12 protein-coding genes are annotated in these 13,999 nt (G+C 59.0%); 6 read left to right on the top strand and 6 right to left on the bottom strand.

Annotation, left to right across the window (positions count from 1 at the left end; all coding sequences use genetic code 11):
• Window positions 1–64 precede the first annotated feature (64 nt).
• On the bottom strand, window positions 65–1,201 hold the full coding sequence (serC, locus tag HMPREF2614_RS03730; protein WP_049180907.1) for a phosphoserine transaminase: 1,137 nt from the start codon (window positions 1,199–1,201) through the stop codon (window positions 65–67).
• Between the two features lie 715 nt (window positions 1,202–1,916).
• Between serC and HMPREF2614_RS03725 the strand changes: the two genes are divergently transcribed.
• The gene (locus HMPREF2614_RS03725) at window positions 1,917–3,212 is read left to right on the top strand and encodes a citrate synthase (protein ID WP_038626406.1); all 1,296 of its coding nucleotides are present in this window, start codon (window positions 1,917–1,919) and stop codon (window positions 3,210–3,212) included.
• Between the two features lie 213 nt (window positions 3,213–3,425).
• Window positions 3,426–3,785 carry an FKBP-type peptidyl-prolyl cis-trans isomerase gene (locus HMPREF2614_RS03720; protein WP_005511805.1) on the top strand — a complete coding sequence of 120 codons (360 nt, stop codon included), beginning with the start codon at window positions 3,426–3,428 and terminating at the stop codon, window positions 3,783–3,785.
• A 173-nt stretch (window positions 3,786–3,958) separates the two neighbouring features.
• On the opposite strand, the gene HMPREF2614_RS03715 is transcribed toward HMPREF2614_RS03720, so the two are convergent.
• Entirely contained in the window at window positions 3,959–5,440 is a 1,482-nt protein-coding gene (locus HMPREF2614_RS03715; RefSeq protein WP_049180908.1) for a carboxyl transferase domain-containing protein, read from the bottom strand.
• A 108-nt stretch (window positions 5,441–5,548) separates the two neighbouring features.
• On the opposite strand from HMPREF2614_RS03715, the gene HMPREF2614_RS03710 reads away from it, so the two are divergent.
• Entirely contained in the window at window positions 5,549–6,535 is a 987-nt protein-coding gene (locus tag HMPREF2614_RS03710) for a ribokinase (protein ID WP_038626400.1), read from the top strand.
• 91 nt (window positions 6,536–6,626) lie between these two features.
• Here the strand turns inward: HMPREF2614_RS03710 and HMPREF2614_RS03705 are convergent, their stop codons facing one another.
• Genes HMPREF2614_RS03705 through HMPREF2614_RS03690 form a run of 4 tightly spaced genes read right to left on the bottom strand, consistent with a single transcriptional unit; the run spans window position 6,627 to window position 9,689 of the window.
• Entirely contained in the window at window positions 6,627–7,892 is a 1,266-nt protein-coding gene (locus HMPREF2614_RS03705) for an ABC transporter permease (protein ID WP_070549881.1), read from the bottom strand.
• The gene (locus tag HMPREF2614_RS03700) at window positions 7,889–8,794 is read right to left on the bottom strand and encodes an ABC transporter ATP-binding protein (protein WP_070560169.1); all 906 of its coding nucleotides are present in this window, start codon (window positions 8,792–8,794) and stop codon (window positions 7,889–7,891) included. The genes HMPREF2614_RS03705 and HMPREF2614_RS03700 overlap by 4 nt, the downstream gene beginning before the upstream one ends.
• Window positions 8,795–8,853: 59 nt before the next feature.
• Window positions 8,854–9,423 carry a hypothetical protein gene (locus HMPREF2614_RS03695; RefSeq protein WP_016423302.1) on the bottom strand — a complete coding sequence of 190 codons (570 nt, stop codon included), beginning with the start codon at window positions 9,421–9,423 and terminating at the stop codon, window positions 8,854–8,856.
• Window positions 9,424–9,425: 2 nt separating this feature from the next.
• Window positions 9,426–9,689: a helix-turn-helix transcriptional regulator gene (locus HMPREF2614_RS03690; RefSeq protein WP_042388879.1), complete on the bottom strand. Its 264-nt coding sequence runs from the start codon at window positions 9,687–9,689 to the stop codon at window positions 9,426–9,428.
• A gap of 133 nt (window positions 9,690–9,822) precedes the next feature.
• On the opposite strand from HMPREF2614_RS03690, the gene HMPREF2614_RS03685 reads away from it, so the two are divergent.
• The 3 genes from HMPREF2614_RS03685 to HMPREF2614_RS03675 all read left to right on the top strand — a co-directional run bounded on the left by HMPREF2614_RS03685 (window position 9,823) and on the right by HMPREF2614_RS03675 (window position 13,998).
• Window positions 9,823–10,689 carry an aldo/keto reductase gene (locus HMPREF2614_RS03685; RefSeq protein WP_016423301.1) on the top strand — a complete coding sequence of 289 codons (867 nt, stop codon included), beginning with the start codon at window positions 9,823–9,825 and terminating at the stop codon, window positions 10,687–10,689.
• Window positions 10,690–10,750: 61 nt separating this feature from the next.
• Complete coding sequence (locus HMPREF2614_RS03680) at window positions 10,751–11,503, top strand: enoyl-CoA hydratase (RefSeq protein ID WP_070560167.1); 753 nt, start codon at window positions 10,751–10,753, stop codon at window positions 11,501–11,503.
• Window positions 11,504–11,544: 41 nt separating this feature from the next.
• Window positions 11,545–13,998, top strand: a complete 2,454-nt coding sequence (locus HMPREF2614_RS03675) for an HAD-IC family P-type ATPase (RefSeq protein WP_070560164.1) — start codon at window positions 11,545–11,547, stop codon at window positions 13,996–13,998.
• Window position 13,999: the final 1 nt, after the last annotated feature.

Below are 13,999 nucleotides of genomic sequence, written 5' to 3'. Positions count from 1 at the left end.
TGGCGTTACTTTGCAGTGGCCATGCCGCTACTTGGCAGCTGCCATGCTGCTAGCTGCTCTGCTATTACTTGGCAGCGTAGCCGTTGTCCAGAACCCAGTCGATAGCGCCAGTCAGACGACGGATGTCCTCCGGGTCGATGGCCGGGAACATACCGATGCGTAGCTGGTTGCGGCCCAGCTTGCGGTACGGCTCGATATCGAGGATGCCGTTGGCGCGCAGAACCTTGGCGATCTGTGCGGCGTCGATGTTGTCCTCGAAGTCGATGGTGCCGACGACCAGCGAGCGCTTCGCAGCATCGGTGACGAACGGAGTTGCCTCCGCGCGGTTCTCAGCCCAGTTGTAGAGGTGGGAGGAGGACTCGGTGGTGCGAGCGACCATGCCGTCGAGGCCGCCGTTGGCGTTCATCCACTTGACCTGATCAGCCAGCATCAGCAAAGTACCGACGGCCGGGGTGTTGTAGGTCTGGTTCTTGCGGGAGTTATCAACGGCAGTTTGCAGGTTCAGGAAAGCCGGGATGAAACGGTCGGAAGAATTGATCTTCTCAATACGCTCGATGGCAGCCGGAGACATTGCAGCCAACCAGATACCGCCGTCAGAAGCGAAGCACTTCTGCGGGGAGAAGTAGTAGACGTCAGCCTGGGACATGTCGACCGGGAGGCCGCCGGCGCCGGAGGTGGCGTCGATAGCCACGAGCTGGCCCTCGGAGCCTGCCGGGCGGGTGACCGGAACCATGGTGCCGGTGGAGGTCTCGTTGTGAGCCCAACCAATAAGGTCAACGCCCTCTTCACCAGCGACAACCTCAGGTGCGGAACCCGGCTCTGCTTCGATAATCTGCGGAGCGTCGAGCCACGGAGCCATCTTGGAGGCCTTGGCGAACTTGGAGGAGAACTCACCGTAAGTCAGGTGAGCGGACTTCTTCTCGATGAGCCCAAAGGTGGCAGCATCCCAGAAAGCGGTTGCGCCGCCGAGGGACAGGACAATCTCGTAGCCTTCCGGAAGCTGGAAGAGCTCAGCCAGACCCTCGCGAACGTCACCAACAACGTTCTTCACTGCCGGCTGACGGTGGGAAGTACCCATGATAGAGGTACCGCCGTCAACGATTGCCTGAATCTGCGCCGGGCGAACCTTCGACGGACCGCAGCCAAAGCGGCCGTCGCCGGGCTGGAACTCTTCAGGGAGGACTGGGAATTGATCGCTCATATGAGGCGCAACCTTTCAAAGTGTATTCAAAGTGAAGCTTGATATACAGCCGTTGTCTTCAAACTCTAGCGGTAATCGGGGGTACTTATCGCAAAAGGGTGGGGTTCAATTGCCCCCGCTTCCGTACTTTGCATAACAAAACAGGGTGGATTGACGTATTTGCAAAGTTTGCGAAGAATTTTTTCCAGTTTTGTTGGCGTTGAAAACTTAGCGATGTGGGGCCTCTGGTGGGCAGGGAGGGGTGGATTATTGTGGATTTAGTCGATGTGTTTTCGGGCGTTGGTTCGATGACTTTTGAACTTTTAAAGACATCGGCTGTTGAATGGGCTCCTGGTTAGTAAATGAGCAGTGACAACGTAATAAACCCGTTTTTTCATTTGCATTTCAGGGTGAAGAGGGGTCAAGATTGGGTAAGCCCAGGCTGCCCGAATGGGGTAGAGGGTGTTGCGCTGCTCACACTCTTTGATATTGTGTGTTCTAATCCACTGCAGGTGTCGGTTCTTTATGGTTACGACACGGTCGATGTGAACTAAGCAAACTTTTTCACTGGACAAGATGCAATGGAACGCAAATGTCGCGCATAATTGAATCATTGGAAACAATGCGACCCCGAAGGGGTGGCGTGGAGTTGGGAGGCAGCATGCTGTTTTCCGCTGTGCCTGCTTCCCCCGCACTCTGGAGTCGTTAAGAAGAATTTTTCTGTGAAAGGGAAGTTGTGGCTACTAAAGACGGCAAGGCTGTACTCCACTACCCGGGCGGCGAGTTCGAGATGGACATCGTCAAGGCAACCGAGGGTAACGACGGTATTGCTCTGGGCAAGATGCTCCAGGAAACTGGACTGACCACCTTCGACCCGGGCTACACCGCCACCGGTTCTACCGAGTCCAAGATCACTTACATCGACGGCGGTAACGGCATCCTGCGCTACCGCGGTTACCCGATTGAGCAGCTGGCTGAGAAGGCCACCTTCAACGAGGTTTCCTACCTGTTGATTCACGGTCACCTCCCATCTGAGGAAGAGATCGCACAGTTCAACCACGACATTCGTCACCACACCCTGCTGGACGAGGACTTCCGTCGCGCATTCAGCATCTTCCCGCGTGGCGCACACCCGATGCAGACCCTGGCTTCTTCGGTCAACATTCTGGCTTCCTACTACCAGGACGAGCTGGATCCGCTGAACGAAGAGCAGCGTAACCTGGCTGCAGTTCGCCTGATGGCTAAGGTTCCGATGCTGGCTGCATACGCTTACCGCGCATCCAAGGGTGAGCCGTACATGTACCCGGACAACAACCTGAACGCTCGCGAGAACTTCCTGCGCATGATGTTCGGTTACCCGACCGCTGACTACGAGGTTGACCCGGTTGTGGTTGACGCTCTGGACAAGCTGCTCATCCTGCACGCTGACCACGAGCAGAACTGCTCCACCTCCACCGTCCGCATGGTCGCTTCCTCCGGCGCTTCCATGTTCGTCTCCATCGCTGCTGGTATCAACGCTCTGTCTGGCCCGCTGCACGGTGGTGCTAACCAGGCTGTTCTGGAGATGCTCGAGGACATCCAGCAGAACCACGGTGGCGACGCTACCGAGTTCATGAACCGCGTAAAGAACAAGGAGCCGGGCGTCCGCCTGATGGGCTTCGGTCACCGCGTCTACAAGTCCTACGACCCGCGTGCAGCTATCGCTAAGAAGACCGCTCACGACGTGCTCGAGCACCTCGGTGGCGACGAGCTGCTGGATCTGGCCATGAAGCTGGAAGAGATTGCACTGGCTGATGACTACTTCGTCTCCCGCAAGCTCTACCCGAACGTTGACTTCTACACCGGCCTGATTTACCGCGCCATGGGCTTCCCGACGGACTTCTTCACCGTCCTGTTTGCCATCGGCCGCCTCCCGGGCTGGATTGCTCAGTTCAACGAGCAGGTCACTGACCCGGCATCGAAGATCAACCGTCCTCGCCAGATTTACACCGGCGAGACCGAGCGTGACTTCGTTCCGCGCGACCAGCGCTAAGGTTTTAGCGATTACCGCGTAGGGGTTCCTCGCAGGTAGCTCAGCATAGAAAGTCCAGCGTTGAAAACGCGAAAAGGCGCGTACTAGCCTTCGAAAGGTTGGTACGCGCCTTTTATTTTTCCTAGAATTTTAAGAAACCCCATTTGAGTTGGGTCCATTTAAGTTGGAATAATTGCCAGCTTTGATAAATGCCAACTGTGATAGGAGATTGTCTTGTCCAAGCCAGAACTCACTGCTAAGTCCGGTCCGGCTCCGACGGAACTCGTCATCAACGACCTCACTGTCGGTGACGGCAAGGAGGCCACCCCGGGTGCTCGCGTCGAGGTCCACTACGTGGGTGTTGACTACGAGACCGGTGAAGAGTTCGACTCTTCCTGGAACCGCGGCCAGTCCATCGAGTTCCCGCTGAACGGTCTGATTGCCGGTTGGCAGGAAGGCATTCCGGGCATGAAGGTCGGCGGTCGCCGCGAGCTGATTTGCCCGCCGGAGAAGGCTTACGGCCCGGCTGGTGCAGGACACTTCCTGTCTGGTAAGACCCTGGTCTTTGTCATCGATCTGTTGGACGTTAAGTAAAACTTCTCCCCGATAGTAAGGCCCCGGATCTCCAGCGGAGAAAGTGACTGCGTTTATGACGCTTCAGGCGTGAAAATTTGCCCAAAAGTGCCATAAACCCAGTCACTTTCTTGCTTTCTGAGATTGGGGTGGGGCTGAAGGCCTGAACCAGGCCCAAACCAGCCCCCGGCCCCCTACTCACCCAGTGCGAAGCGACGGTAGTGGTCGAAACGTTGCTCACGGCCAACGCGAGCCGGGTTCTTCTCCAGTTCCCAGAGGGCGTGCTCGATAGCGCTCAGGGCACGGCGGGGCAGTTCGGCCGGATCCGCAGGTTCGGCCACGATCTCGTCGATGACCCCGGTCTTCAGCATGGCCTCGGCGCCAACGCCCTGTTCCTCCATCATTTCTGGAGCATGCTCGGTGTCTCGGTAGATAATCGCCGAAGCACCCTCCGGAGGCAACGGAGACATCCAGGCATCGTGCATTGCCAGCACGCGGTCAGAGGGCAGCATGGCCAGCGCGCCACCACCGCAGCCCTGGCCGAGAATGAGAGACACGGTCGGGACCTTCAAGTTCACCAGCGTGGTCAAGGTGCGGGCAATCTCGCCGGCCATGGCATTTTCCTCGGCATCTTTGGTCAACTCAGCGCCGGGGGTATCAATGACCGTGACCAGCGGAATGTTCAGGCTCTCCGCAATGCGCATCGCGCGGCGGGCAAAACGCAGCGAACCCGGCCCCATTGGGTGTGTGCCCAGCGGCGGCTGGTTATGCCGGTCCTGGGCGACCAAAATCACCGGCCGCTCACCAATCCGCGCTAGGCGAGCCCGGACCGACAGCGATTTGTGGCCATCGCCAGTGCCGGAGATTGGCACGGAGCAGTCGACAAGGGCATCGATAATATCGCCGCCACCTGGACGAGAAGTATCGCGGGTGCGCAGGATAGCTTCCCAGGTATCGCGACCATCAATGTCTGCTGCTGGCGGTGGGGTGGGTTCGCTGGGGTCTCCGTCGGCAAGCACGTCGATGGTGCGGCGGACAGCGCCGCGCAGACCTTCGAGCGGAATGATGCCGTCGATAATGCCTTGCTTGAACAGGTTCTCGGAGGTCTGAACGCCTTCGGGCATGGGTTCGCCGGTAGCGAGCTCGACGACGCGCGGGCCGAGGAAGCCGAGAAGCGCGCCGGGCTCTGCGAAAGTGAAGTGACCTGCCGACCCCCACGACGCCATGACACCGCCGGTGGTGGGATTGCGCAGGTATACCAGGAAGGGCAAGTGAGAATCCTTGTGGCGCGCCACTGCGGTGGTAATAGAGATCATGAGCGCGAACGCCGCGGTGCCCTCCTGCATGCGAGTGCCGCCCGAGGTTGGTGAGAGCAACAGCGGCAGCTGCTCCGCGGTCGCGCGCTCGATGCTGCGGATAATCCGGCGAGCGGTAGCGGTGCCGATAGAACCGCCGAGGAAGCCGAACTCAGAACAGATGACGGCGACGCGCTTGCCGCCGACGGTGCCTTCGCCGGTGATAACGGCCTCATCGAGACCTGTTTTATCAGAGGCGCGGGACAGTGTGCCGCGGTAGGCCTCGTCGATGTCACCGTGCTCGGGCGCGCCGTCCCAGGATGTGAAACTTCCGTGGTCGAGGACGGTATCTATTACTTGTTGGGCGCTGATTCTAGCCATACCTCCACGGTAGTAAACAAGGGGTAAACCGGCTTAGTTGATGGTGGGCGGAAAGGGGTAGCGCTATTGTCGGAAAAAACATGTCCGCACTACCGAGGAGTCGAACCAATGCCGATTACTGAGCGCCTCACCGAGCTGGCTAATCAGCGGCCAAACGTATGTGTCGTCGGTTCCATCAACGCAGACCTGACTGTCACTGTGAAGCGCCTGCCGCATGGTGGTGAGACTATCGAGGGGAGTCCCTTGCGTATTCTGCCGGGCGGTAAGTCGGCGAATCAGGCGGCGACGGCTGGCAGGCTGGGCGCGGCCGTGGAACTGGTCGGCGCGGTCGGTTCGGATCCCAACGCACAGTTGCTGCGCGACGCGCTTACCGACGCTCACGTGGACATCTCCGCAGTTGAGACCGTCGACTCTGCCACTGGCACAGCCATGATTGTTGTTGATGATGCGGCGGAGAATTTCATTGTCATCTCCGCTGGCGCCAATGGTGAAGTCGATGCTGAGACGGTGCGCAGTCATGCGGACAAGATTCAGCGGGCGGGGTGCCTCGGTCTGTGTCTGGAGATTTGTGATGAGGCGGTCCTGGCCGCCGCGCAGATTGCCCACGATGCGGGCGTGCCGGTGGTGTTCAACCTGTCGCCGATTCGGGCGGTCAGTGAGGATCTGCTCGCGCTGGTCGATGTCCTCATTGTCAATGAGCACGAACTCGCAGCTATAATCGGCTGCGAGCGCGCGGTCGCCGGTTGCGAGCACGGTCAGTGGGACGCGGTTGGTCGCGCGCTTGCCGACGAACACGGGATTTCCACGGCCATTGTCACACTTGGTGGGGAGGGGTCTGCGGTCCTGAGGACGTCGGAAAGCGAGGTGTCAGTCACACGCATTCCGGCGCTGCCCATCGAGGTCGTGGATACCACGGGCTGCGGTGATGCGTACATGGGCACGGTCCTCACCGCGTTGGCCGCGGGCGATGATGTGGTGACGGCAGCTCGTCTTGCGGCGGTGGTCTCGGCTCATGCGGCGACAGGCGTGGGGGCGCAGACCTCTTATGGCGAGACAGGAAAAATCGCGCAGTTTGCGGCGGACCACGGTCTATAAGGTGCGCTGAGCAAACTACGCGATTGACGAGTATTCGGTTTTAGGTGACTGTGGCCGAAGGGGGCCACGCTCCTTTTTGGCAGGGCTGGGGCTAGCTCTTGGCCGTTAGGGCCTTCTTCCAGCTGACCGCGGCACCGGTGCGCAGGACATTGCGCGGGTAGATCCAGGCTGCGAGTGCGATGACTGCGGCTACTCCCACAACCATGATTAGCAGTGAGGCAACCAACTGGAGTGCGGAGAAATTGCCAACGGCATACTGCAACGGAGCGGTGGTGATGGAAACCGGCGGAATCCACGAGGCAATCTGCATGACGGTAGAGTCCAGCTTGCTCCAGCCAAACAGCGGAACATACATCGTAATCAGCGAGAACACCAGTACCGGCATCTGTGCGCCCTGGAAATCTTCCATACGGCTGACCAGTGATGCGGAGGCTGCATACAGCGCGGCGAAGAAGAAGTAACCGAGGATGAAGCACGGGACCAGCAGCCAGACTGCGGACCACGGGACATCGAAGCTCTCCGCCAATCCGGTAATCATGAGGGCAACTGCGGCGCTGGCGGTCAGCACACTCATCATGATGATGCCGGCCAGACCGGCGCCGAGGATCTTGCCGGCCAACAGGTGCGCCGGGCGGACTGTCGAGAGAATGATCTCGATGACACGGGAGGACTTCTCCTCGATGACGCTGGTGGCCACTGCGCCACCGAAGACGAGGATGGCGGTCATCATGACCATCACACCGATTAGCGTGATGAGCATCGCAGGCATCTTCTCGTCTTTTGCTTCATCCAGGGATTCCACCGACACGGCTGCGCTTTGAGTCTTGGAGAAAAACTCGCCGGGGTTGATTCCGTTTTCGCTGAGCAGCATGGCTTCGTTCTGTTTCTGCAGCGACTCCTGCAGCATTGGGGCTAGCCAGGATGGGGCGTCGTCGGCAAGCAGCTTCCACGAGCCCTCCTTGCCTTCTGCGGTGTCGGGGACGAGAGCGGCGTCGGCATCACCGTCGGTGACGGCAGCGCGAGCGGCCTTGTCGTCTGCCGCGGACGTAATCTCCAACGGTGACAGTGATGCCGTGGCAAATGCGCCGGCTGCGGCATCCGCACCTTCAGCATCTTTCATTTCGGCGGTGGCGTCGGCGAGAGAGTCCGCGAACGGCGCTTCTCCGACGACCGCGATCTTGACAGCGTCATTATCGGACTTGGAAGTCATGTAGTCGGCAACGAAGATACCGCCGACGACCGCCACTGCCATGATGATGAGCGTGATCAGCGAGCTCTTCTTCAGTAGATGCTCGCGGAGTTCGCGGACGAAAACGGTCTTGACGGCCGTTGAGGCGTTGTAAGTGTTGGTGCTCATTGCTGTACGGCCTCCTGGTAGAGCTCGGTAAGTGGAATTTGCAGAGGTCCGAATGAACGGACCGTTCCCGCTGCCATTGCGCTGTGCAGTAGCTTCTGGTCGGTGTCGGCTGGGGCGTCGGAATCGAGGTGAACGACGGTGGCACCATGGGTATCACGCTCCACGCTTGTCACGCCCTCGACGGAGGTCGCCCAATCCTGGGGCGCACCATCGAGCTTGACGACGAAAGCCCGTGGGCCCCGTGCTCGCAGCTCATCAACAGTGCCTTCCACGAGCATGCGGCCGTCGCGGATGATGCCGACGCGGTCACACATGCGCTCGACAAGGTCGAGCTGGTGGGAAGAGAACACAATCGGGGTGCCGCGGTCGGCGTACTCCTTGAGTACGGAGCTCATCACCTTGACCGCAACTGGGTCGAGACCAGAGAAGGGCTCGTCGAGGACTAGTATTTCTGGGTCGTGGACGAGGGAGGCTGCCAGCTGCACGCGCTGCTGATTGCCGAGCGAGAGCGTGTCGACCTTGTCGTTGGCGCGCTCGGTGAGACCGAGGCGCTCCAACAAGTTGTCGGCGTTGGATTCCGCGCGCTTGGTGGGCACACCGTGTAGGCGAGCAAAGTAAATCAGCTGCTTGCGGACCTCATCCTTTGGGTAGAGGCCGCGTTCTTCTGGCATGTAGCCAATCGTGCGGCGCAGCGAGTCATTCATCGGGGTATCGCCGATGCGTACCTCGCCTTTATCGGTGGCCAGCACGCCCAGGGCAATGCGCATAGTGGTGGTCTTGCCGGCACCGTTAGAGCCGACGAAGCCGTAGATTTCTCCAGGGTGAACTTGGAAGCTCATGCCACGGAGAACCTGCAGGTCTCCGTAGGACTTCTCAAGCCCGTCAATAATGAGGCTGTTCATGGTGATCCTTAGATTGAGGAGTGAAGGGCAGAGGAGGGATATGAGTTTTTGAGCCCGTACTAGTCGTCGCGCAGATTCCAGGCGTAGACGACGGTGGGCAGCGTGGAAATGTAGAGGAAAGCGATAATTCCGAAGATTCCGAAGCTGTACGGAATGTAGTGTCCCCAGTCAGGTTGCGCGTTCAGGACATAGGTGCCCACCAGAACGAGAGCGAGGAAGGTCACCAAGCCGAAGTAGGTGAAGCAGCGATATGTCAGCCCCCGCAGGTTCAGAATCTGTTCCTGCTGGTATTCGTCCAGTAGCGAGGTCGGTGCGCTGTCAACCATGTCGACTGTGATGTTGAGGCTGGTCCAGACGACGACCATAATGAGGGAAATCACTGGCCAGAGCAGAGAAAGCCATCCCGGGAAAATATCGGTCAGGCTACCGAGAAGCGCGATGCCGCTCAGCAGCATCAGCACAAGGCACACCTCGAATGCGATGACCAGCTTCCGCCGCGCCGCCTGGTTGCGCCACTTGGGCAACCAGCTCGACATCTGCTCGACACGCTTTGTGTACTTCGCTTCGCGCCGGGCTTCTAGCTTTTCGAAAAAGTTCGGTGTTGCGTCTTCAGTCCGAATAGCTGGCATCGTTAGCTTTCCTTTCGGTATAGGGCAGAGGACATGGGCTTGAATTCCTCGCGAGAAAACACCGCCTCAACGGGGAGATCGAACACCGCGCAGATGCGAAATGCCAGATCCAAGCTGGGGTAGTGGTCACCTCGCTCCAACGCGCCAATCGTTTGAGGATTGACCTCTACTTGTTTGGCTAGTTCGGCTCGGCTGAGTCCGTGTTCTGCCCGCAGCACTGAAATTCTGTTGAATATCGGTTCTTTGGGTTTAATCTTTGGGGACACACTCCAAAGTGTTATATAAACACAACGCTACGTCAACTGTTTGCAACAAAATGAAGCGCACTCACCTTTCTAAACCGCAGGTCAGCGGGGTAGAAAAAATCTAAAAAATTTTCAGTCCGTACACTCGGTTGGCATGACCACACTCAATCTGAAGTACGATGCAGCGACAACCGGAATTGCCAACGTGGAAATGGTCGATGGCAACGCCATCCCGATTCTGGGGTTCGGTACCTACAAGCTTGACGATGAGCAGGCGCGCGAATCCGTGCGCTACGCCCTGGAAATCGGCTACCGCCACATCGACACCGCATCGCTCTATCGCAATGAGCGAGGGGTTGGGCAGGGTATTGCTGATGCGGTCGCTGCGAACGTCGTAAAGCGTGAAGATATCTTCGTGACCACGAAGGTCTGGAACGATGCGCAGGGGTCGGCGGCGACGCGCGAGTCCGTGCGGGCATCTTTAGAACGGCTCAGCCTTGACTACGTTGACCTGGTGCTTGTGCACTGGCCGGTGGAGAAGCAGGGGACGTTTGGGCAGTGTTTCGATACGCTGCTGGAGCTCAAGCGTGAGGGGCTGATTCACTCGGTTGGTGTGGCGAACTTTTACCCAGAGGTGCTCGACCAGCTCTCGGAGACTCCGGTGGTCAACCAGATTGAGCTGCATCCGCAGTTCCCGCAGAATGAGCAGGTTGAAGACGATCGTCGTCGCGGTATTGTCACGCAGGCGTGGTCGCCGTTGGGGCGCGCGAAGTACTTTGAGGGCTCGCCGATTGCTGAAATCGCAGATCGCCTGGGTAAAACTCCCGCCCAAGTTGCTATCCGCTGGCACCTTCAGCGTGGCATCGTGGCCATCCCGAAGTCGGGCACGCCGTCGCGCATCAAGGAGAACTTTCAGGTCACCGACTTTGAACTCACCGACGAGGACATGGAAACGATTGCGTCGATGGCGCGTGCCGACGGGCGCCTGAGTGGCGACCCGCGGGTATTCGGCAACGAATAAGCGAATTTAGATTTGCTTATAGCCCCATCACTATTGGTGTTTCGCGGGTAGCCTAAATGCTATGACGAACCCAGCATCTGAAATCCGCGTCGAAGCCGACGGCGCAATTGTCACTATCACCATCGACCGAGATCATAAGCGCAACTCCCTGACTGCCGACGTGTGTCGTGACATCGCCGATGCGGTGGAAGCTGCCGCTGAGGTTCCAGAGCAGCGCGTTATCCTGCTGCGCGGCGAAGGCCGCGCTTTCTGTGCGGGCGCCGACCTGAGTGGCCAGCACCATGAAGATTCCTTCCACGAACAGCTCCGTCGAATGCTGCGCACAATCGAGGCCAGCCGTCTGGTGGTTATAGCGGATGTGCAGGGGCCGGCTGTCGGCGCTGGGATGCAGCTGGCGATGGCGGCCGATTTGCGCGTCGTGGGTGAGCGCGGCTGGTTTATGATTCCGCCGGTCAAGCTCGGTATCGCTGTCGATGCCTGGACAATTCGCCGCGTACGCGTACTCGTCGGCGGTGCCCGCGCCCGCACTATTTTGTTGGCGGCCGAGCGCATGGATCAGGAAGCCGCCCGCGGTTGTGGTCTGGCTTCCTACCTCGGTGGTCCGGACACGGCGGAGGAGGTAGCGCTCCGTATCGCCACCTACGCGCCACTGTCACTGGCCTACCACAAGGCAGTGCTCAACGACGATGAGACACATAGCCCGTTGAAGGACTACCAGCAGGAGCTCTACGACACAGTTTGGGCTTCCGAGGATGCTGCGGAGGCATCGAAGGCGCGAGCTGAAAAGCGCGAACCGAATTTCATTGGCAAATAGGTCGAATAGGTTCAGCAACTAGGCGAATAGGGTAGGCAGTCATGGGCTCGTGGAAAACTCCCGACAGCGGTCTTACTCAACAGCAGGTCCAGCAACGCATCGAGTTGGGGCACGTCAACGAGCTGCCACCAACATCCGGGCGCAGTGTGTGGGACATCATCCGTGCCAATGTGTTTACCCGGATTAACGGTATTCTCGCTGTGTTATTTGCAGTCGTGCTCTATACCGGCTCAATCGTCAACGGTGCCTTTGGTCTGCTGATTATCGCCAATTCTATCGTCGGCATCATCCAAGAACTGCGTGCTAAGCGCACACTGGACAAGCTCTCCATTGTCGGACGTGCAAAGCCCATGGTCATTCGCGACGGAGAGCCGGCTCGCGAGATCGACCGCGAGTCCGTCGTCCTCGACGATCTCATCGAGGTCGGCCCCGGCGACCAAATCGTCGTTGACGGTATTCTCCGCTACGCCTCTGACGTGGCCGTCGATGAATCCTCTCTCACCGGTGAATCCGATGCCGTCGATAAGAGCGTTGGGGACATGGTCTACTCGGGTTCCTCGGTCGTGGTGGGGTCAGCGCGATATCAGGCCACCAAAGTGGGCAAGGAGGCTTACGCCGCCAAGCTCGCAGCTGAGGCCAACAAGTTCACGCTTGCTGATTCCCAGCTCTTCCGCGGCATCAACAAGATTCTGACCTACATTTCCTGGATTCTCATTCCCGTCGGCGCTCTGGCAATCTATACGCAGCTCTTTGTCGCCGGCGATGATCTCAATGATGCGCTACTGGGGATGGTCGCCACGCTGGTGCCCATGGTTCCTGAGGGGCTTGTTCTCATGACCACCATCGCATTTGCCCTCGGCGTGGTGCGCTTGGGGCGACATCGAGTGCTGGTTAATGAGTTGCCCGCCATCGAAGGTCTCGCGCGCGTTGACACCGTGTGCGTCGACAAAACCGGCACACTCACCGAAAACGCGATGCAGCTGGTGGAAGTCGATATCGTATCGGGTGACGGTACTTCCCGCGATGAGCTCGACTCTGTGCTCATCAATCTTTGCAAGCTCGACGATCGCCCCAACGCAACGGCTCGCGCACTGCTCAATGGGCTTGCGGACGCAGGGGACGTCGTAAAGCATGAGCAGACCGAAACCCGCCCCTTCACTTCAGCGAATAAGTGGTCGGCGCTGACGTATCACGGCGGTGCGACGTGGGTTTTCGGCGCGCCCGATGTGCTTGTCGACGACTCCGCGGTCGGCATGCAGAAAGCTCGGCAGCTTATGGAGGAAGGACTTCGTGTGCTCCTGCTCGCGCGGACCTCAGTTGGGGCAGATGGCCTGCCCGGCGGTGCGCTGCGGAAGAGTGGCGAGGTGGAGTTGGAGCCGGTCGCACTTGTCGTGCTAGGGCAGAAGGTGCGTTCAGATGCGGCGGACACGGTGGCCTACTTCTATGAAGAAGGTGTTGAGGTCAAGGTCATTTCTGGTGACAATGACCGCTCTGTGGGGGCTGTTGCACGTGAGCTGAAAATGGAGGGCGCTGACAATCCTGTCGATGCCTCTGAGCTTCCGGCGAGCCGCGATGAGAATAGCGAAGCCAAGCCCACCGAGATCCGCAACGAGTTCGCAGACATTGTGGAGTCGCGGCAGATCTTCGGCCGTGTCACGGCGGAGAATAAGCGCGATATGGTTCATGCGCTGCAGTCGCGGGGGCATCATGTGGCGATGACCGGTGATGGTGTCAATGATGTGCTGGCGCTGAAAGCGGCGAACCTGGGCGTGGCTATGGGGGATGGGGCGCCGGCGACACGTTCGGTTGCGCAGTTGGTGCTGTTGGATAATCGCTTCGCCATGATGCCGATGATTGTGGCGGAGGGGCGTCGCGTCATTGGCAATATCGAGCGTGTGGCCAACCTCTTTTTGACGAAGACCATCTACTCGGTGGTGCTGGCGCTGGCTGTGGGGCTGTGGGGGATGGATTATCCATTCGAGCCGATTCACGTGACGATTACGGGTTGGTTCACAATTGGAATCCCGGCGTTCGTGCTGTCGTTGGCTCCTAACTTGGAGCGTGCGCGCGATGGTTTCGTGCGGCGCGTGTTGCGCTTAGCGATACCGGCGGGCATCACGGTGGGGTTGTTGACCTTCATGTTTTGGTTGTGGGCAAACCCGGGAGTCGACGCCAGCGATGAGGCACGAGGGGAGGCGTCTACTGCGACCCTCATTGTGCTGATTGTTTCGGCATTTTGGGTTTTGGTGGTCGTGGCTAGGCCATACACCTGGTGGAAGGTTCTGTTGCTGGCGGTATCGGCAGGAGCCTACCTGTTCATCTTCTCGGTTCGTTCAGTGGCCACAGTGCTTAATCTGTACTGGGTAGGGCGGGAGCTGTTGATTCCCGCGCTGATCGTGGGGGCCATCGGCGCGGTCATTATCGAAGCGCTGTGGTGGTGGCGTCAGAGTAAGCCATTGCCGGAAGAAGCGGAGAACACGAGTACAACGGCGTAAA

This window comes from Corynebacterium sp. HMSC074C11, from assembly GCF_001809455.1.
Classification (GTDB): domain Bacteria; phylum Actinomycetota; class Actinomycetes; order Mycobacteriales; family Mycobacteriaceae; genus Corynebacterium; species Corynebacterium amycolatum.
The sequence above is the reverse complement of the archived record's forward strand: the minus strand, read 5'-3'. Positions and strand labels throughout refer to the sequence as shown.

Bases quoted from the DNA above. Each gene is read 5' to 3' on its own strand.
- serC (WP_049180907.1), bottom strand. From the start codon at position 1,201: ATGAGCGATCAATTCCCAGTCCTCCCTGAAGAGTTCCAGCCCGGCGAC.
- HMPREF2614_RS03715 (WP_049180908.1), bottom strand. From the start codon at position 5,440: ATGGCTAGAATCAGCGCCCAACAAGTAATAGATACCGTCCTCGACCAC.
- HMPREF2614_RS03710 (WP_038626400.1), top strand. From the start codon at position 5,549: ATGCCGATTACTGAGCGCCTCACCGAGCTGGCTAATCAGCGGCCAAAC.
- HMPREF2614_RS03705 (WP_070549881.1), bottom strand. From the start codon at position 7,892: ATGAGCACCAACACTTACAACGCCTCAACGGCCGTCAAGACCGTTTTC.
- HMPREF2614_RS03700 (WP_070560169.1), bottom strand. From the start codon at position 8,794: ATGAACAGCCTCATTATTGACGGGCTTGAGAAGTCCTACGGAGACCTG.
- HMPREF2614_RS03695 (WP_016423302.1), bottom strand. From the start codon at position 9,423: ATGCCAGCTATTCGGACTGAAGACGCAACACCGAACTTTTTCGAAAAG.
- HMPREF2614_RS03685 (WP_016423301.1), top strand. From the start codon at position 9,823: ATGACCACACTCAATCTGAAGTACGATGCAGCGACAACCGGAATTGCC.
- HMPREF2614_RS03680 (WP_070560167.1), top strand. From the start codon at position 10,751: ATGACGAACCCAGCATCTGAAATCCGCGTCGAAGCCGACGGCGCAATT.
- HMPREF2614_RS03675 (WP_070560164.1), top strand. From the start codon at position 11,545: ATGGGCTCGTGGAAAACTCCCGACAGCGGTCTTACTCAACAGCAGGTC.